This is a genomic window from Variovorax sp. YR216, assembly GCF_900107745.1.
In the GTDB taxonomy this organism is placed as follows: Bacteria; Pseudomonadota; Gammaproteobacteria; order Burkholderiales; family Burkholderiaceae_C; genus Variovorax.
In genome coordinates, this window is the sequence record NZ_FNRO01000025.1 from 17,373 (window position 1) to 31,808 (window position 14,436).

Genomic DNA, 14,436 nt, shown 5'->3' on the forward strand with positions numbered 1-14,436 from the left:
ACCTGGACTTTCGAGCCATGACTTACGTCGGCATCTGGCTTGCCAAGCACGCGCATTACTTTCCAGACAGCGGAGTTCCTGGTCACCGAATCACCGCGTCAGCACGCAGCAGCAGCGCCTGCGGAATTTCGAGCCCGGCCGCGTGCGCGAGCTTCAAGTTCACCACCAGCTCGAACTTGGTCGGCTGCTCCATCGGCGTTTCGGCAGGATTGGCGCCATTGAGGATCAGCGCGACGAATTCCGCCGCGCGCCGGTAGATGGCCACGAAGTCCGGGCCATAGGACAGCATCGCGCCGAAGCCGCGGTACGGCGCCATCACCGGCAGCCGTTGCTCGGCGGCGAGCGCGAGCCACTCGGTGCGCAGCGCGACGTTGATCTGCGTGGCACCGATCAACAAAGCATCTGGCCGCTCCCGGTGCACGATGGCGCGCGCCGCCAAGAAGTCCGATGCGGCATTGACGTTCAACGGCAACAAGTCCATGCCCAACGCGCGGGCTGCGGCGGCGTACTGCGCGTACCGCGCGTCTACTTGCGCCGCACTCTCGCCCGCGCTCAGCGCGCAGCCTGGACAGCGCGCGAATGCCATCTTTCGCACGGACGGCACCGCGGCCTTCAGCAACTCTATGCGCTTGGGGGTCAAGTCGTCGGCCAGGTTGGAGATGCCCGTCACCCGCCCGCCCGGCCGCGCCAGGCTGGCGATGAGGCCGGCACGCACCGGGTCGGGCACGGCCACGGTCACGATGGGCGTCGCGGGGCTGACGGTCATCACGGCGCGTGCCGCCGTACCGCTGGCGACGACGACGAGATCGACACCCAGGCGCGCAAATTCCGCCGCGAAGTCCGCGTAACGCTCGTCGTGGCCTTCCGCATAGCGCGACAGGAGCGCCAAATTGTGGCCCTCGACGAAGCCCAGCTCGCCCAGGCGCTGCACGAAGGCGGGCCAGCCATCCACTTCGTCGGGTGCCGTGGCCTCGGTGTAGCCAAGGTAGCCAACGCGGTAGGTTCGGCTCGAGGTCTGTGCACGTCCGAAGCCGAACCTTGCGGACCAAGTCAGCGCCATCGCTTGTGCGAACTTCCGACGATCAATCATCCGATCACCCGATCCCACGAGTCGGCACAATTTTGCGCCACATCTTGTCATCGAGCTCCCTGAACTGCCACTCACGGTCGCACATTGATCCAGCCCGTGAGCGGTAACTTCTGGCCGTCGTGTGCCGTCTCAGCATACCGACCCCCGGAAGTTGCCGGAACGGTCGTCATCCGCCAGGCTCAGCTTCCGCCGGAGACCGTGCAGGCGATTGCAACAACGCCTCGTACACCGCGATGTCCGTGTCCGAAAAGCAGCAGAACATCACTTCCTCGAGCTCGGCGTTTTCTGCGGCGTACGCCCGGACCTGGGCGACTGCGATGCGCGCGGCTTGATTAAAGGGATAGCCATAGACGCCAGTGCTGATGCACGGAAACGCGATGGTCTTGGCGTCGACCAGCGTCGCGAGCTCGAGCGCACGCCGATAGCATGAGGCCAGCAGCTCAGGCTCGTTCTGCTTACCGCCCTGCCAGCCGTCAAAGTAGATGACGTCGATGTGAGCCATCTCAGGAAAAGGCGCAAAATCGAACCCGATCATGTGTCTCGGGAGGGCCGCCGTGTTTGCTCCGAGGATCGCCAAGTCACAGGCGAAAGGAACGGACGTTTCGACCAATGGCACGGCATACCAGCAGAAGCCGGCGGAGGTCAAACAAGCACTCCAACCGACGATGAAGAACGAGGCGACGCTGCGTGGCCCCGCATGGGATTTCAGCACGATTCCCGTATTTCAGCGTGAGGACGATGAAGTCGCCGACCCGTTGATGCGCACGCCGGGCGAGCCGCTCGAGCCCAGGGCTCGCCGCATGGCCGAACAACGCTTTCGGCACGACTTCGGGAATGTTCGCGTGCACCGCGGCCCATGGGCGGACGAGGCGGCCTTGGCGGTCGGCGCGCCGGCTTTCACCTTGGGCCGGCACATTGTCGCGCGAGACGGCGCAATCGACCTCGCGACGGTGGAGGGACACGCAATCCTTTTTCACGAGTTGACCCACATCGTCCAGCAGGCCACCTTCGACGATCGGGACCTTGCCAGAGCGCCGGTGCTGGACGCGGCGCATTCCTCCGAACAGCAGGCGCGCGCGGGCACTGCCACGCCCTCCCCGCTTGCGGCGCCGGCGATCCAGCGAGGACCTTCCAAGATTGCGATATCGAAGCAGCATATCGAGATCGACCTGACGAACTCTGCGTGGCGCCAGGCATTGGAGTTCGAGGGCGGTCAGACGCAGATCGTTTATGTCTTGCGGGACGCCACGACAGGCGAATTCCTGAAAGTCGGAAAGACAACAGTGGGCGAGATCGCTGATCGTTTTGGCGAGTACGTGGCCGCGGGGAACAAGTGGAGCCGCAAGCTCGCCGTGGACGCCTGGACGATCCGCGCGCGCAGCAAAACAAAGGTCCAGGCCTTCGAGTCGGAGATTCGGGCGGGGCTTGAGAGCGCCGGAGCGCGTCTGCCCTGGGACAACACGCGCGTGCCCGGAAAGGGTCCGCGGCTCGGCCGGCCCGGTCAGGGCATCCCCGATACCAAGCCGCAGACGGAAACGCAGTTCATCGACGAAGCCGAGCAGTTGCGGGTCAAGCACGCCGATCCCAACATTCCCAAGAGACGCGGCATGAGCTCGAAGGAAAAGGCCAAGCTGCAAGCCACGGAGGACAAGGCCGCGGCGGACGCGGTGGCGAAAGTGGAGCAGGACGCAGGCCAGACCGCCACCAAGGAGAAGACGGAGGTCAAACCGGGCGGCGACGCCCCACCGCCAAAACCTGCGCAAGTGGAAAAAAATCCGGCCCCTCCTGCTTCGGACCCAAAGACCGTTTCGGGGGAGAGTTCAGCGACCCAGCCAAAAGTTGAGACGCCGCCAGTCGGAGAAGGAGCAGGAGCAGGAGGCGCGACGCGTACCGGCATCAAGGCATCCCGGTTCAGGAGCGCGGGGCGCTTCCTGGCCGAGGAAGCCCCGGGATTGCTGCTGCAGGTGGGGCTCATGTTGCTCTTTCCGCCTGAAGTGCACATTCACAAGGAAAATTATGATGATCTCCGGAAGAAGAAAATCGACCAGGCGCTGCAGCAGGCCCTGTCGCAGCAGGAGGCTGCGTTCAACAAACTCGCGGAGGATGATCCAGCGCAATCGATATGGGCGACCGTGACCGTCCAATCGGACTTTCGGGTAAGCGCGACTTCAGGTGGCGATCTCGAAGTTACCCTTCAGGATCTCCAATTCATCGGGATGAAGCTGTCGCATGAGTATCTGCTGGTCGAAGGCAAGAAATTTGATCTCGGCAAGGGCAGAAACGTTTCCAAGACCGTCACCTACTCGGTCCCCATTTACGGGTCGGCGACGCACGGCTCCGAAGAGCCAATCCGCAATTACCGCAAGGTCCGGGAAAGCCTGACAGACGATGCCTACAAGGTACGCATGTCGGCGATCATTGCCATGTACAGGATTGCCGACGCAAATCCGTACCTGAAAAATCAGCTGATCCGCGACCTGCAGGGGATGAGCAAAGACGACAACGACCTGGTCCGGGACCTTGCGGCGCGCTTGCTGAGCCGCCTCAAACCCGCGCCGTGAGCGCGCTCGTTGTGCAGATGCAAGCATCCGCGCGAACACTGCCAATGCTTACCATGTCAGCTCTAACTGTTCAGCCCTCGAGGCCGGAACAGTGAACAGTGCCCGCGGCGCAGCAACAGCATTCATGGTCCAGTAACCTTCAACTCCCTGGCGAGGAGCTGGCTTGGGAAAGACATCTAGGCACACGCCATCGACGAAAGCGAATTCGTGGCCTTTCACTCTGAAGATGTAGCGACCAACGGACAAATCGCGAACAAGTTGGGCAACCGTGGGCCGCATTGCTGGTCGCCGGCTCACGAAGGACACCCAGGAGGCTCCTGCGTGGATTTCATACACCTCATGCACTGCCGTGGGTCGCATTGTTCTCGCGGGCGCCGGCCAGCGTCGGCACAGATTTTGTGTGCCTCCAGGTAGGACATACCGGTGCTCAATGCCAGAGCCCGAACCGCGCAGTCCAGTCGTTCGTCCAGGCCCGTTGCAGCGCGACCACCATCGGACGTGATGTAGCTGTTCATGACGAATAAACCCCCCCGGCGCTGAAACAGAAGCGAGCGGGTTCGCGCTCATATGAGAGGCCAGAAAACTTCCCGAGCCTTTAGCCCAGCCGCATTCGACGAGTCAGAGCGGGCCGCCCGGATCCCCCGACTTGCTCAATCGGGCCACTACATCGGCCAGTTCAGGCGCCAAGCTCGATAGTACTGAAGCTGACGAATCCGAGCGACGCGTGGCGGCCACGAGCTCGCTCAACTCGCCGGTCGTAGCCCTGCGGCGGGCCAATACCAGCAACGCAGCCAACATGGCATTGGTGCCTGCCTGCTTCCGCTCGAGTTCGGTCAGACGCTGATCGACGTCGCGTCGATGCTGCCACTCGTCAGATCTGTTGCGTTGCGCATCGCCATCCTTGCCCAACGCCTTGTCCCTTACGTACCTCGACAGGTGCTGATAACCGGCGATGGCACAGGCTTCCTCGAGTCTGCGGCGGTCCTCCGCGGAGAGCCAAACCGACAGTGTTTCACCGCTTTTCACTTTCAGTATCTCCCTGATCACATATTCACCATGCTGAATCTAGCAGCCATGCGGTCTAGCGCCCGATTCATGGTGAACGCATGGTGACCTACAAGAAAGTTCCGAATCACCGACTTCGTTTGAAATCAATGACTTAGCTCCCCCGGAGGGGGTGCGTACTGTGTATTGAGATTTTGGGCCTGTTAAGGACCGGAATCTCAGGGGTTAAGGAGGGCGTTCACACCACTTAGGCCGAAGGCCGTGGGAAGACGATGCGAAATCGAGGTGAGTTTGATGTGCAACGGAGGTGAAGTTGCACAACCGGTGTCTGAAATGAAGGCGGACCTATCAGACATCCGATGCGAGCTGAATCTCAGACTTGTCTCATTCCGATGCATGACTCGCATTTCGAGAATGCGACCAAGATGTCCAGTAGTGATTTGATTCGGGCGTTGGAGGCGATTGAGCCCGAAACCAAAGCCGCACGCGTGCGCGAGATCCTTCCGGTCATCGAGCGCAAGCTCGCCGCCGGCGTGCGCCTGGCCGTCATCCTCAAGGCCCTGAATGACGCGGGCCTCGAGTTGAGCGAAGCCACCTTGCGCAGCTATCTCTACCAACACCGAAAGAAGCTCGGCAAACGAAGCCAGCAGGTGCCGATGGCGCGCTCTGGTCAAGCCCGCTGTGACCGGGACGAGGAAGCACGTAAGGCTATCGATGGTCCAGAGTCGTCGGACGAAAGCCGCGGCCCAGTGCCCTCGTCTGCTGTCGCCATGTCAGGCTCGAACGCAACCGCCGCCGCAGTCCACACAAGCCCACCCACTCCGGAGGAACTCACGCGGCTGATGCAGCCCGATCCGGAAAGGCAGGAGGCCGAATACGACGAACTCCAACGTTTGGGAAAGGAGATGGTCAGAAACAGCCGCCGCAAATCCAACCGATAGACCATTTCGCTCCGGCTTTGCCGGAATCAAGCCATCACCCAGCACCAAGCGATTTCGCATCGCCGGGGAACGGATTTACAACCAAAGGGACATAAGAAGTGAAAGTGGCCATCATCAATTTCAGCGGCAATGTGGGCAAGACCACGGTTGCCAAGCAGTTGCTTGCGCCTCGGATGGAAGGCGCCAGCGAATTCGTGATCGAGACGATCAACGCGAATGCGCAAGACGATGCCGGCGACGCTGAGCGCCTGAAAGGCAAGGAGTACGGCTCGCTGCTCGACGAAATAGGCAACCTGGACAGCGCGATCGTCGATGTAGGTGCCTCCAACGTCGAGCAGTTCATCAAGCTGATGGGCCAGTTCGAGGGCTCGCACGAGGAGTTCGACTACTACGTGGTGCCGGTTGTCGATGAAAAGAAGCAGCAAGTCGACGCGATCGGCACCATCGCCACCCTGGCCAGATTGGGCGTGCCGCCAAAGAAGATCCGCGTCGTGTTCAACAAGGTGGACCTGGACGACGCCGGCGACATTCCTGGACGATTCGCTGCGCTGCACGCCTATCACCAGAAGAACAAGCTGTTTACGCTGAGTTCCGGGGCAGTGATTTTCATCAGCGAGGTGTTCGAGCGCATCGGAACGCTGAAGAAGTCGATCGCGGAGCTGGCGGCAGATACCACGGACTACCGGGCCCAACGCCGAGAGGCAAAGGACGAGACTGGGAAGAATGTTGCCAACACCATGCTCTCGACACAGCAGCTGGCCAGATCAGCGAACCGGAATCTCGACGCGGCTTACAAGGCGTTGTTCGCTTGAGGGCCCCGATATGAGTAATTTCTCTACAGGCCGGGAGGCCCTCGTGGGCGAGCTGCTCAAGGACGTCGATGACTTGGTGAAGCGACTTGAGCGGGTTGATGGGGCCCTGAGTCAGAAAGTCGCCAAGGCGATGCAGCACGCGGCCGCAAGCGCCTATTCATCGACCAAGTCCGGCATCGAAGCTGTGATGGACGAGCAGAAGGAAAAGCTCGAGGAGGCTGGCAAGTACGGAGCCGCGCTGATCGGCAACCAGCTAAATAGCAAGTCTGCGCTGATCGCGACGACGGCGGATCACGCCAAGCGCGGTCGCATGCGGTTCGTCGCTGTGATCTTTGGCGTGGCGCTCGCCGCGAGCGTGCTAGGCGGCTTCATCGGTACTCGGATGGCATTGCTATGAGCGAAGAAAGTCTGGATCGATATGCCTTGCGCGGGCTTTTCCCCGGGCTCGACCGCCCGACCAAGCGCTCTACCGCGCTGTGTGCCGTAGTCATCGACAGCCTGGATGAAGCCATGACGCTGTTGAATGTGGGATGCACCGGAACCACCCGGTTCAATCCTCTTCAGCGCGAGATCGCCAGTCGCTTCGCAAGCGCGTGTGCCGACTTCGCCCGCGACATGCTGGCCGCTGACGGCGACCGTGACGCGCTGCGCTGCTTGCTCGAGCTACCGTCGCCCACCTCGGAGAAGCCGGCCGATTGACCGCGAATCGGCGGCCCCCCAGCACCGGGGCCGCCGATCCGCTTGTTTCAACGCTCCGACCTCAGCAACCCGCTGCGGTAGATCCCCAATAAGCTCGTGAAGGTGAAGCCGACCTGCTGGGTCAGCAATCCCCAGTGCCCACCAGCGAGTGCAAAACCGACCATCAGGAAGTTGGCCAAGAGGAACGCCAACCACCCGATCGGCGAGAAGCGTGAATTCGTCGCAAGGATGAACGCCCCCGCCAGGCCCGTGAGCGCCCCCGCCCATTCGAGCGCGGTCAGCCAGCTCATGGTGTCTCCCTCCTGCGGCTCGTCGACGGCTTGGGTGGTGCCGGGTTCGTCAGCGTCTCCCGCACCGTCGCCAGCATCCCGGCGACCGTTCCCAGTTCGGCCACGTCGACTTCACCGTTTTCCATCCTGCGCGCCAACATCTCGATCGACTCGAGCATGCTGATGGCCGACGACACGGCATCCACGCGCGATCGCCGCAGCATCTGCATCTCCTCCACGCGCAACTCCCGGTCGACGCGCTGGACACCGTCTTTGTCCACCCAACGGGACGATCGAACCCTGCCTTCGACGTAAACCTCATCGCCCTTGTGCAGGTAGTCCCTCGCAACCAGCGCGAGCCGATCGAAGCACACGCACGTGTGCCACTCGGTATGCGAGCGCATCTCGCCTGATTCCTGGTCCTTCCAGTACTCGTTCGTCGCCACGCTGAACGTGGCCACCAGGCCGCGGGCGGTCTCATTGATATCCGGGGCGCGCCCAAGGCGGCCGATCAATTGCGTTCGGTTCATGTTGTTGCTCCCTTTCCTGTTTCAGTATCCCAGCCAGTCGAGAACCTCCGAGCCCTTGTATTCGGCTCGATCCCCGACCTCCTGCAAGAAGAGATCGAAGCCTCCCTCGATGTCATGCTTCGCAATCTCCGCCCTCGCTTCCTCGCGGGTCACCGAGGTCTCACAAGCCTCTTCGTAGTTCATCGTTCGCCCTTCCCTTCTCAAGCACCTGCTTTTTGGTGAGCTCGGGGGGTACGGGGGGAAAGCCCGTCTTGGCTGTTGTCGTTGCTGAGTGTGTTGGCTGCGTTCATACGATTGCCCTTTCAGGTGGTGGTTGATAAATCTGCTTTCCGGAGCCGCTCGACGCATGAAGAGCGCAGCAGACGGCTGGGCCAAGGGCGCGCCCGGAAGCCGCATGCGGAGCGCCGCCGAAGGCGAGCACCGAACGGGTGAGGACGCGGCGAAGCGAACCCTTGGCGCAGTTGGCTGATGCGCTATGCGTCGACAAGAGCGGACCGGAAAGCAGATCAACCACCACCGGGCGGACGAACGCAGCCGACGGAGGGACACGCAGCAACGACAACAGGCGCCAGGCAAAGCACTGGCGATCTCTGCGCGCCACGCGCGCCTGATCGAAGGCAAGCAAAGCGCGCAAAAACACAAGAGTGCAATCTGGCGAGAGCATCTCGCCAGATCCATTGACGCCGCCCTACCTGAGGGGATCCGGTTGCTTGAGCCGCTAGCGTGTCGCAGTTTCAGAGTCCTCTGATGCATGGGACGCATCAGTGTTCCTATGCTGCATCGCCGAATCCCGTGAATCTTCGGACCGAGGACGACGAAAGACAGCATGAAAAACCTCGACGATCGAACTGCCCAAGCATGGCTACTCCTGGCATGCATCGTTGCGTCCGCGGTGCTTCCGCAATTCCTCCTGGTCGTCGGCCGCGGCCCCTCCGAACTTGCAGTCACCAGCATCGTGCTGCTCGGACTGCTCGTGGTTGCGTTGGTCGTGAGCGGCTTGTGTTGGGCACAAGTGCTGTGTTCATTGGATCCACCCGAGAACGGTTAGCTCTTTCCGATTTGCCTCCTCCGAGCTGCGCCGCTTCGTGGCTAGAACAGTGATTTCTGCTCCGCGAGCCTCTGCTCAACCACGCGCGCGCGACGCTCCTCGATGGGGACTGCTTCTGCGCCGCCGTATGCCGACGATGCCGGGCGCATCGAATCCTCCTGCGCGTGTTGCGGAGCACCTGGCGTGTCGGCCGACGATCGCCTTCGCAAGCGCCGATCCCATCCGCCCAGGACGTGCGCCGGCGTTACCCAGTGGCTCCGCTGCTCGAGGCTGAGCGCGTTCCCATGGATCACGATCGCAGGCACGTTCAGCAACGACAGTTGCACATACGCCATGTGCGCGGCCGTCGCGTCGATGTCGATCGCCGTCACGTGCATGGCCGTCTGGTAGTTCACGCCCTGCTCCAATACCGCTTCCGCGCACGCGATCAGCATCCCTCCGGCGCCACATGCGGGCTCGCAGATCGAGACAAATCCTTCCCGCTCGACAGTCTTTTTCACGTCGTGCAGGCTGATGTGCGCCATCGCGGACGCGACGCTGGAGGGCGTAAAGAACTGCCCCTTCCAATGGTCTCCGAGCTCCAACGACATGAAGAGTTCGCCCAGGCAATCGGCAAGCCCACACTGCAGCCAATCGACCAGGATCGCCAGCATCAGCGGAAATTTCTCGACTTCTGCGGGCTCGTAGCCTTTCACGATATGTAGGTAGCGTTCCTCTCGCGCTGCGAACTGGATTCGGTCGACGCTGTTGCTGATCGCGAGCGCGCTGAGTTCGCAGAAGTCCGCAAAAACCTTGTGCAAGTGGTGCCTCCGCGCGGTCGCCCGCATGAGGCCGATCAGTTCTTTCTTGTGGGCGCCCTGCCCCCTATGATTTGGCTTAGCCATGTGTTGTGTTCCTCATTGCGTGGTGCATGGTCAGAAGCCGGCGGCTGACCACCAGTCGCCGGCTTCTGCGCTTGAAGGTCAGGCCTTCAGGCGCTGCATCTCCTCGGCGAGCAGCCAGAGGGCGCGATTGACCCTGATGTTCTGGTCGATGCCTTGCACGGCGCGCGTGCTCTGGCGGCGACCGTTCGACGTGCGCGCGGAGAGTCCGCCTTTCACAAAGTTCTCCTGCACACGGTTGAACGTGGTCCAGAGATCGGACTTGACGTCAGCGATGCGGCGCGGCGCAAGAATCTGGGCCTCGGTGATTGGCGCGGGCTTCGCCGGGGCGTCGTACTTCAGGGCGAGCGCACAGCGAGCGAAGATCTCCGCCTCGACCGGCTCCAGCGTGACGGCCCGCATCTGTTCTCGCTTCTCGCGCACGAGATCGAAGCCGTCGAGCACCTCGAAGGCGCCCTCGATTACGTTGTCGACGATCTCGCCCTTGTGACGCACCCGCACGTCCGCGATCTGAGTGCCGCAGACAAGACCATTGCTGCACGCGAAGCGGAACATCCCCGCCAGCATCTGATAGCAACTCGTGCCATCGTGGCTGTTCAGCAGAATGATTTCGTTCGCCTCGGCGTCATCGATCTGGCTCGCATGCCGAAGGCGCAGCATGTGCTTCGTGAAAGCCCGCTTTTCTTCATCGCGAACGCGCGTCTGGCACACCATGAAAGGCTCGAAGCCCTCCTTGCGCAGGCCTGCGAGAACATGCGAAGTCGGGATGTACGTGTAGCGCTCGGAACGGCTGCCGTGCGCCGCCTCCGCAAAGATCGAAGGAGCCACCTTGCGCAGTTGCTCATCCGACAGCGGCGAGGGACTGCGGTACGAGTGCGAATTGCGGCCGAAACGTGAAGCGAGTTGCATGATCTTCCTCTCCTGAAGCTGACCGGGTTCCAAGATTCAGAGCCCATCGACTGGGGTTCTGAGGGCATGCGGCAGCTCCGGTGTTGCTGCCGCCGTACTTCCTGAGTTCGTCGCCCGGTGCGCTGCCGCGCAGGGGATGGACAGGGAGCAAGGGCAGGCCCGGAAGCCGCATGCGGAGCACAGCCGCAGGCGAGCACCGAACGGGTGAGGACCTGGGCGAAGCCGCACCCTTGAAGCGAAGCGATCGCTGGCCAGCACCGGAGCAAAGTCACCGGCAAAAGCGAGGAACTCAGGAAGTGCGGAAACACGGCGCCACCGCGCCAGGCACTCAGAACCCGGCGCGCGCCGAGCGCCTACCGCCGGCGGTCACGCCGGCGCTGATTGCACGAAGTGCAGCTGGCCGCCGCGGGCGGCCGTGACCTGCGCCTGCCAGGCGCAGGCCTGCGTCAGGGATGGAAGCCCGAAGGGGGCGAGACCGCTAGGGCTCGATGCGAAGCACGACAGCGCGGCCGGCGAGAGCCGGAGACGACCCATCCAGATCGCTTGAATCAACATTTTTGTTTACGATTCGATCACCTCGATGAAATCCAATGGGGGGCCACAACTCTTCGATTTCTCACCAAGGAAAGATGAAATCGGAACGGAAAACAGTCGCTGTTGCCGCGACACGCCAAGGAACTTGGCGAAGGATTGCGCAAGGCAATCCTGAGGCAACTCGACATCAAAGATTGAGAATGACCGATGTTTAGCTACCCCGCACGTGTCACGCGGGATGGCGATGGCTACCTGGTGACCTTCCCGGACATCCCGGAAGCCGTGACCGGTGCGAAAGACAAAGCCGAAGCAATCGAGCTGGCGGCCGACGCTCTGACCACCGCGATGGACTTCTACTTCGAGGATAGGCGGCCGGTTCCAATGCCGTCACCGTTGAAAAAGGGACAGATCGCCGTCGATCTGCCCGTGAGCGTTTCAGCAAAAGTACTTTTGCTGAACGAGATGATTGCGCAGGGCAAGCGCCCTGCCGAACTGGCGCGCTTGATGCACACGCGCCCGCAAGAGGTAACCCGCCTCGTGGATCTGCATCACGCGACGAAGATCGACACCATCGCTGCGGCTCTGCACGCGATGGGAAAACGGCTCGACATTCGCATCGCCTGATCGCGATCCGCGCAATGCATGCCGTGGCGCACGCCAGCACCGGCGTACGACCAGCGCCTACGGCCGTAGGGCCGCCAGGCCCGGCAGCCCGGCCGGGACGCGCTGCCGGGACACGCCGACCATCGGCGGCCTACCCGGCAAGATCAATCCCAGAATTCAGTGGATAACGCTGTGGATTTGATCCACCAGAAGCCTCGAAAGCGAGGCCCGGCGCGGCTTCGCACTACGCTGCCTCCCAAACAGGCAGTAGCGACCTACTCCCCAAAACCCTCAAGTCCAAACCCCTTGCCAGGGCCCTTGGGCGAGCGGGAACGCTGAAGGTCTCGCGCCGCAACGCGAGCCCTTGCAGCGACGATCTCAGGGTAGCGGCTAAGCGGATCCACGAGCCCGCTTTGCTCCTTCGCCAACTCGGTGCTCGCCGGCTCGATGGCCGAGCGTAGCTGCACTGCAGCGGCAATCTCCTTCTGCGTCGCGTGCCGGCCTTCAGCGAGCAACATGGCCTCTATGCGATCCGCCGCATCAAGGAACGCGGTCCGCTCATGCTCTGACCACGGCCTGGCGCGCTCCTGCTGCAGCGCCTCGACGGCCCGAGGCGGATTCTCCCAACGGCCGTTCTTCACCTGGTTCGTGTAGATCACCTCGTTGCCGCGCCGGTAGAGCGCAAGGCGATCGACGAGCTGCTCCCTCTCAATGCGCTCGATGGTCAACGGCATGCCGTCATAGGCGGCCTGATGGGAGTGGGGCATCGTCATGCGGCCACTGCCGCGAGCGGCCCGCTGCGCCTCGTAGCGCTCGATGATCCCCTGCCGGCTGAAACGCTCGTTCACAGCCAAGGCACGCGCATCGATCTCATAGCCAGCTTCGCGAAACTGCCGCATGGTGTTGGCAACCACATCGCTACTACGGAACGTGCCCTCGATCACGACGTTGTAGCGATGGTCCTTGGCATACGAGATGGCCTTCTCCACCCATCTGCCGGCGTCGCGATCGGTGTAGAAGGCGGCGGACTGATCGTCCGCCGCCATGAGCCTTTTGAAGCTCGGATGCATGGCGCGCAGGTCGTCGCCAATGATTTCCACGGCTCCCCCACGCGACTCCATCTCGAGCATGGCGGCGGCGAGCGCCGCGCTCTTGCCTGCGCCTGGTTGACCACCAAAGATGATTGCCACCGGAAGGGAAGATGGACGCGCCTCGGCGAAGAGGCGCGATCGAATTCGTTGGTCGAAGATCCGCTCGTTTTCAGGTTCGCTCAGGAGATGCAGATCTGCATTGCGATCCACGGCTCAGGTGGGCCCGGCCGAAGATTGCAGTTGGCTCCGCGTGGCCTCCATCGCGGATCGCACCATTGATCCATAGACGGAATTCACACGAGCCACCTCCTCGTCGTCGGTGAGCCGAAGATCCCTGCGTTCGTTGAAGAGCCGGGTGATCGTCTCGTTCAGTGCCGCGATCGCCACCGCATCCGGATCAGGGCGAGCCTCCTGCTCGTCGAGCTCCGACGTATACACGCCGATCAACGCGGTGATGCACTCGCGCGCGCATTCGTAGTCGATCGCCTGCTTCTGGGTCCATTGCTCCATGTGCGCCTCCTTGATTTTCAACATGGATCGTGAAAGCGCCATTTTGCGCCGTGGGGCGCAATGCCTCTGCGCACGATGGGATGCATCAGCGCTTGCAGCGCAGGCCGCCAAGCGGCATTGAAAGGCCGTCAGGAAAAGTCTGACGGCCTTTTCCCCACGGCAACCTGTGAACCCGCACGAAGGCTCCTGCTACTAGGCAGGGCCTGATCGAGCCCAGAAGCGCGGCGGTCAGCGCTGGATGTCTTGGTCCGGGGTCATTGGCAACAGAGAACGACAAATTCGCGCGCCCCTACGCGACCCCTCGCGCCGGTACGGTCGGCGAGATCTTTCCACTCTCAGCCGAGCTCGCGCGGCCCGACCATCCGCGCGTCGAAGCGCGCGGATCGAGGCGGGCTGGGATAGACCTCGCGGCGAGCGACCGAGATCGCCGCCTGTGCGGTCCTCGCACGGACGTAGGCCGTGCGCTTGTAGGTCGGCCTCTTTGCCGGTCCGGCCACGATGTGGACGGCCCACTTCTTCCAATCGCGAAAGGACCAGTAGGCGATGCCATCCGCCTCGTCAGGAAAGATCCGTCGATGTTGACCTTGCACTACGTTCACCATGCGCCGTCCTCCTTGGCCAGCGCCTTCTTGCAATCTTCGCATTCGCACGGCGTTGTAGCGCGCAACTGCCGCAGCATTCCGGCGACAGTCGGCTCGATCAGGGTGTGGCAGTAGTCGTCCGCCATGCGCCAGCCGGGCCGCAGCAGAACGTCGTAGGCGCGGCCATCCGGCCGGTCCGTGTTGTGGCCGCCGCCGACATGCAGTTCAAACACGCGCTCTGGATGGACGTCGCACCAGGCGCGCAGCGTGGCGGGTGGTGTCTCGCCGCTGTAGCGGACCGCAAGCTTCAATGAATTTCTGTCCATGATCTTGTTCGCCGTCTGAAAGAAGGCGCCGCAGCGCGAAGCTGCG

19 protein-coding genes are annotated in these 14,436 nt (G+C 62.4%); 7 read left to right on the forward strand and 12 right to left on the reverse strand.

Annotated elements, in window-relative coordinates; all coding sequences use genetic code 11:
• Window positions 1-82 precede the first annotated feature (82 nt).
• Complete coding sequence (locus BLW05_RS32500) at window positions 83-1,108, reverse strand: ABC transporter substrate-binding protein (RefSeq protein ID WP_177142905.1); 1,026 nt, start codon at window positions 1,106-1,108, stop codon at window positions 83-85.
• A gap of 148 nt (window positions 1,109-1,256) precedes the next feature.
• Entirely contained in the window at window positions 1,257-1,625 is a 369-nt protein-coding gene (locus BLW05_RS32505; protein ID WP_093168582.1) for a macro domain-containing protein, read from the reverse strand.
• Window positions 1,626-1,644: 19 nt separating this feature from the next.
• Here BLW05_RS32505 and BLW05_RS32510 point away from each other — a divergent pair, with 19 nt between their 5' ends.
• Entirely contained in the window at window positions 1,645-3,651 is a 2,007-nt protein-coding gene (locus BLW05_RS32510; protein WP_177142906.1) for an eCIS core domain-containing protein, read from the forward strand.
• A gap of 618 nt (window positions 3,652-4,269) precedes the next feature.
• Here the strand turns inward: BLW05_RS32510 and BLW05_RS32515 are convergent.
• Window positions 4,270-4,677: a hypothetical protein gene (locus BLW05_RS32515; protein ID WP_143044997.1), complete on the reverse strand. Its 408-nt coding sequence runs from the start codon at window positions 4,675-4,677 to the stop codon at window positions 4,270-4,272.
• Between the two features lie 371 nt (window positions 4,678-5,048).
• On the opposite strand from BLW05_RS32515, the gene BLW05_RS32520 reads away from it, so the two are divergent.
• From BLW05_RS32520 to BLW05_RS32535, 4 genes are all read left to right on the forward strand, one after another.
• Window positions 5,049-5,597, forward strand: coding sequence for a conjugal transfer protein TraD (locus tag BLW05_RS32520; RefSeq protein ID WP_143044998.1), 549 nt, complete (start codon window positions 5,049-5,051; stop codon window positions 5,595-5,597).
• 104 nt (window positions 5,598-5,701) lie between these two features.
• On the forward strand, window positions 5,702-6,409 hold the full coding sequence (gene stbB / locus BLW05_RS32525; RefSeq protein ID WP_256330605.1) for a StbB family protein: 708 nt from the start codon (window positions 5,702-5,704) through the stop codon (window positions 6,407-6,409).
• A 43-nt stretch (window positions 6,410-6,452) separates the two neighbouring features.
• The gene (locus tag BLW05_RS32530; RefSeq protein WP_143044999.1) at window positions 6,453-6,806 is read left to right on the forward strand and encodes a hypothetical protein; all 354 of its coding nucleotides are present in this window, start codon (window positions 6,453-6,455) and stop codon (window positions 6,804-6,806) included.
• Window positions 6,803-7,108 (forward strand): hypothetical protein, encoded by a 306-nt coding sequence (locus tag BLW05_RS32535; RefSeq protein WP_093168594.1) that lies wholly within the window; start codon window positions 6,803-6,805, stop codon window positions 7,106-7,108. The genes BLW05_RS32530 and BLW05_RS32535 overlap by 4 nt, the downstream gene beginning before the upstream one ends.
• A 47-nt stretch (window positions 7,109-7,155) precedes the next feature.
• Here BLW05_RS32535 and BLW05_RS32540 read toward each other — a convergent pair whose 3' ends face one another.
• Genes BLW05_RS32540 through BLW05_RS36210 form a run of 3 tightly spaced genes read right to left on the reverse strand, consistent with a single transcriptional unit; the run spans window position 7,156 to window position 8,090 of the window.
• Window positions 7,156-7,398 (reverse strand): hypothetical protein, encoded by a 243-nt coding sequence (locus BLW05_RS32540; protein ID WP_093168596.1) that lies wholly within the window; start codon window positions 7,396-7,398, stop codon window positions 7,156-7,158.
• Complete coding sequence (locus BLW05_RS32545) at window positions 7,395-7,907, reverse strand: single-stranded DNA-binding protein (RefSeq protein WP_093168598.1); 513 nt, start codon at window positions 7,905-7,907, stop codon at window positions 7,395-7,397. Before BLW05_RS32545 ends, BLW05_RS32540 begins: the two co-directional genes overlap by 4 nt.
• A gap of 21 nt (window positions 7,908-7,928) precedes the next feature.
• Entirely contained in the window at window positions 7,929-8,090 is a 162-nt protein-coding gene (locus BLW05_RS36210) for a hypothetical protein (protein ID WP_177142907.1), read from the reverse strand.
• 643 nt (window positions 8,091-8,733) lie between these two features.
• On the opposite strand from BLW05_RS36210, the gene BLW05_RS32550 reads away from it, so the two are divergent.
• Window positions 8,734-8,955 carry a hypothetical protein gene (locus BLW05_RS32550; RefSeq protein WP_093168600.1) on the forward strand — a complete coding sequence of 74 codons (222 nt, stop codon included), beginning with the start codon at window positions 8,734-8,736 and terminating at the stop codon, window positions 8,953-8,955.
• A gap of 41 nt (window positions 8,956-8,996) precedes the next feature.
• Here the strand turns inward: BLW05_RS32550 and BLW05_RS32555 are convergent, their stop codons facing one another.
• Complete coding sequence (locus tag BLW05_RS32555) at window positions 8,997-9,755, reverse strand: N-6 DNA methylase (RefSeq protein WP_177142908.1); 759 nt, start codon at window positions 9,753-9,755, stop codon at window positions 8,997-8,999.
• Between the two features lie 162 nt (window positions 9,756-9,917).
• Window positions 9,918-10,745, reverse strand: coding sequence for a DUF932 domain-containing protein (locus BLW05_RS32560; protein WP_093168604.1), 828 nt, complete (start codon window positions 10,743-10,745; stop codon window positions 9,918-9,920).
• A 741-nt stretch (window positions 10,746-11,486) separates the two neighbouring features.
• On the opposite strand from BLW05_RS32560, the gene BLW05_RS32570 reads away from it, so the two are divergent.
• Entirely contained in the window at window positions 11,487-11,903 is a 417-nt protein-coding gene (locus BLW05_RS32570; RefSeq protein ID WP_093168608.1) for a type II toxin-antitoxin system HicB family antitoxin, read from the forward strand.
• A gap of 254 nt (window positions 11,904-12,157) precedes the next feature.
• Here the strand turns inward: BLW05_RS32570 and BLW05_RS32575 are convergent, their stop codons facing one another.
• The 4 genes from BLW05_RS32575 to BLW05_RS32590 all read right to left on the reverse strand — a co-directional run bounded on the left by BLW05_RS32575 (window position 12,158) and on the right by BLW05_RS32590 (window position 14,390).
• Entirely contained in the window at window positions 12,158-13,183 is a 1,026-nt protein-coding gene (locus BLW05_RS32575) for a zeta toxin family protein (protein WP_093168610.1), read from the reverse strand.
• 3 nt (window positions 13,184-13,186) lie between these two features.
• Window positions 13,187-13,483, reverse strand: a complete 297-nt coding sequence (locus tag BLW05_RS32580) for a hypothetical protein (RefSeq protein WP_093168612.1) — start codon at window positions 13,481-13,483, stop codon at window positions 13,187-13,189.
• Between the two features lie 335 nt (window positions 13,484-13,818).
• Window positions 13,819-14,085 (reverse strand): hypothetical protein, encoded by a 267-nt coding sequence (locus BLW05_RS32585; protein ID WP_093168614.1) that lies wholly within the window; start codon window positions 14,083-14,085, stop codon window positions 13,819-13,821.
• Complete coding sequence (locus BLW05_RS32590) at window positions 14,079-14,390, reverse strand: hypothetical protein (RefSeq protein ID WP_143045000.1); 312 nt, start codon at window positions 14,388-14,390, stop codon at window positions 14,079-14,081. The genes BLW05_RS32585 and BLW05_RS32590 overlap by 7 nt, the downstream gene beginning before the upstream one ends.
• Window positions 14,391-14,436: the final 46 nt, after the last annotated feature.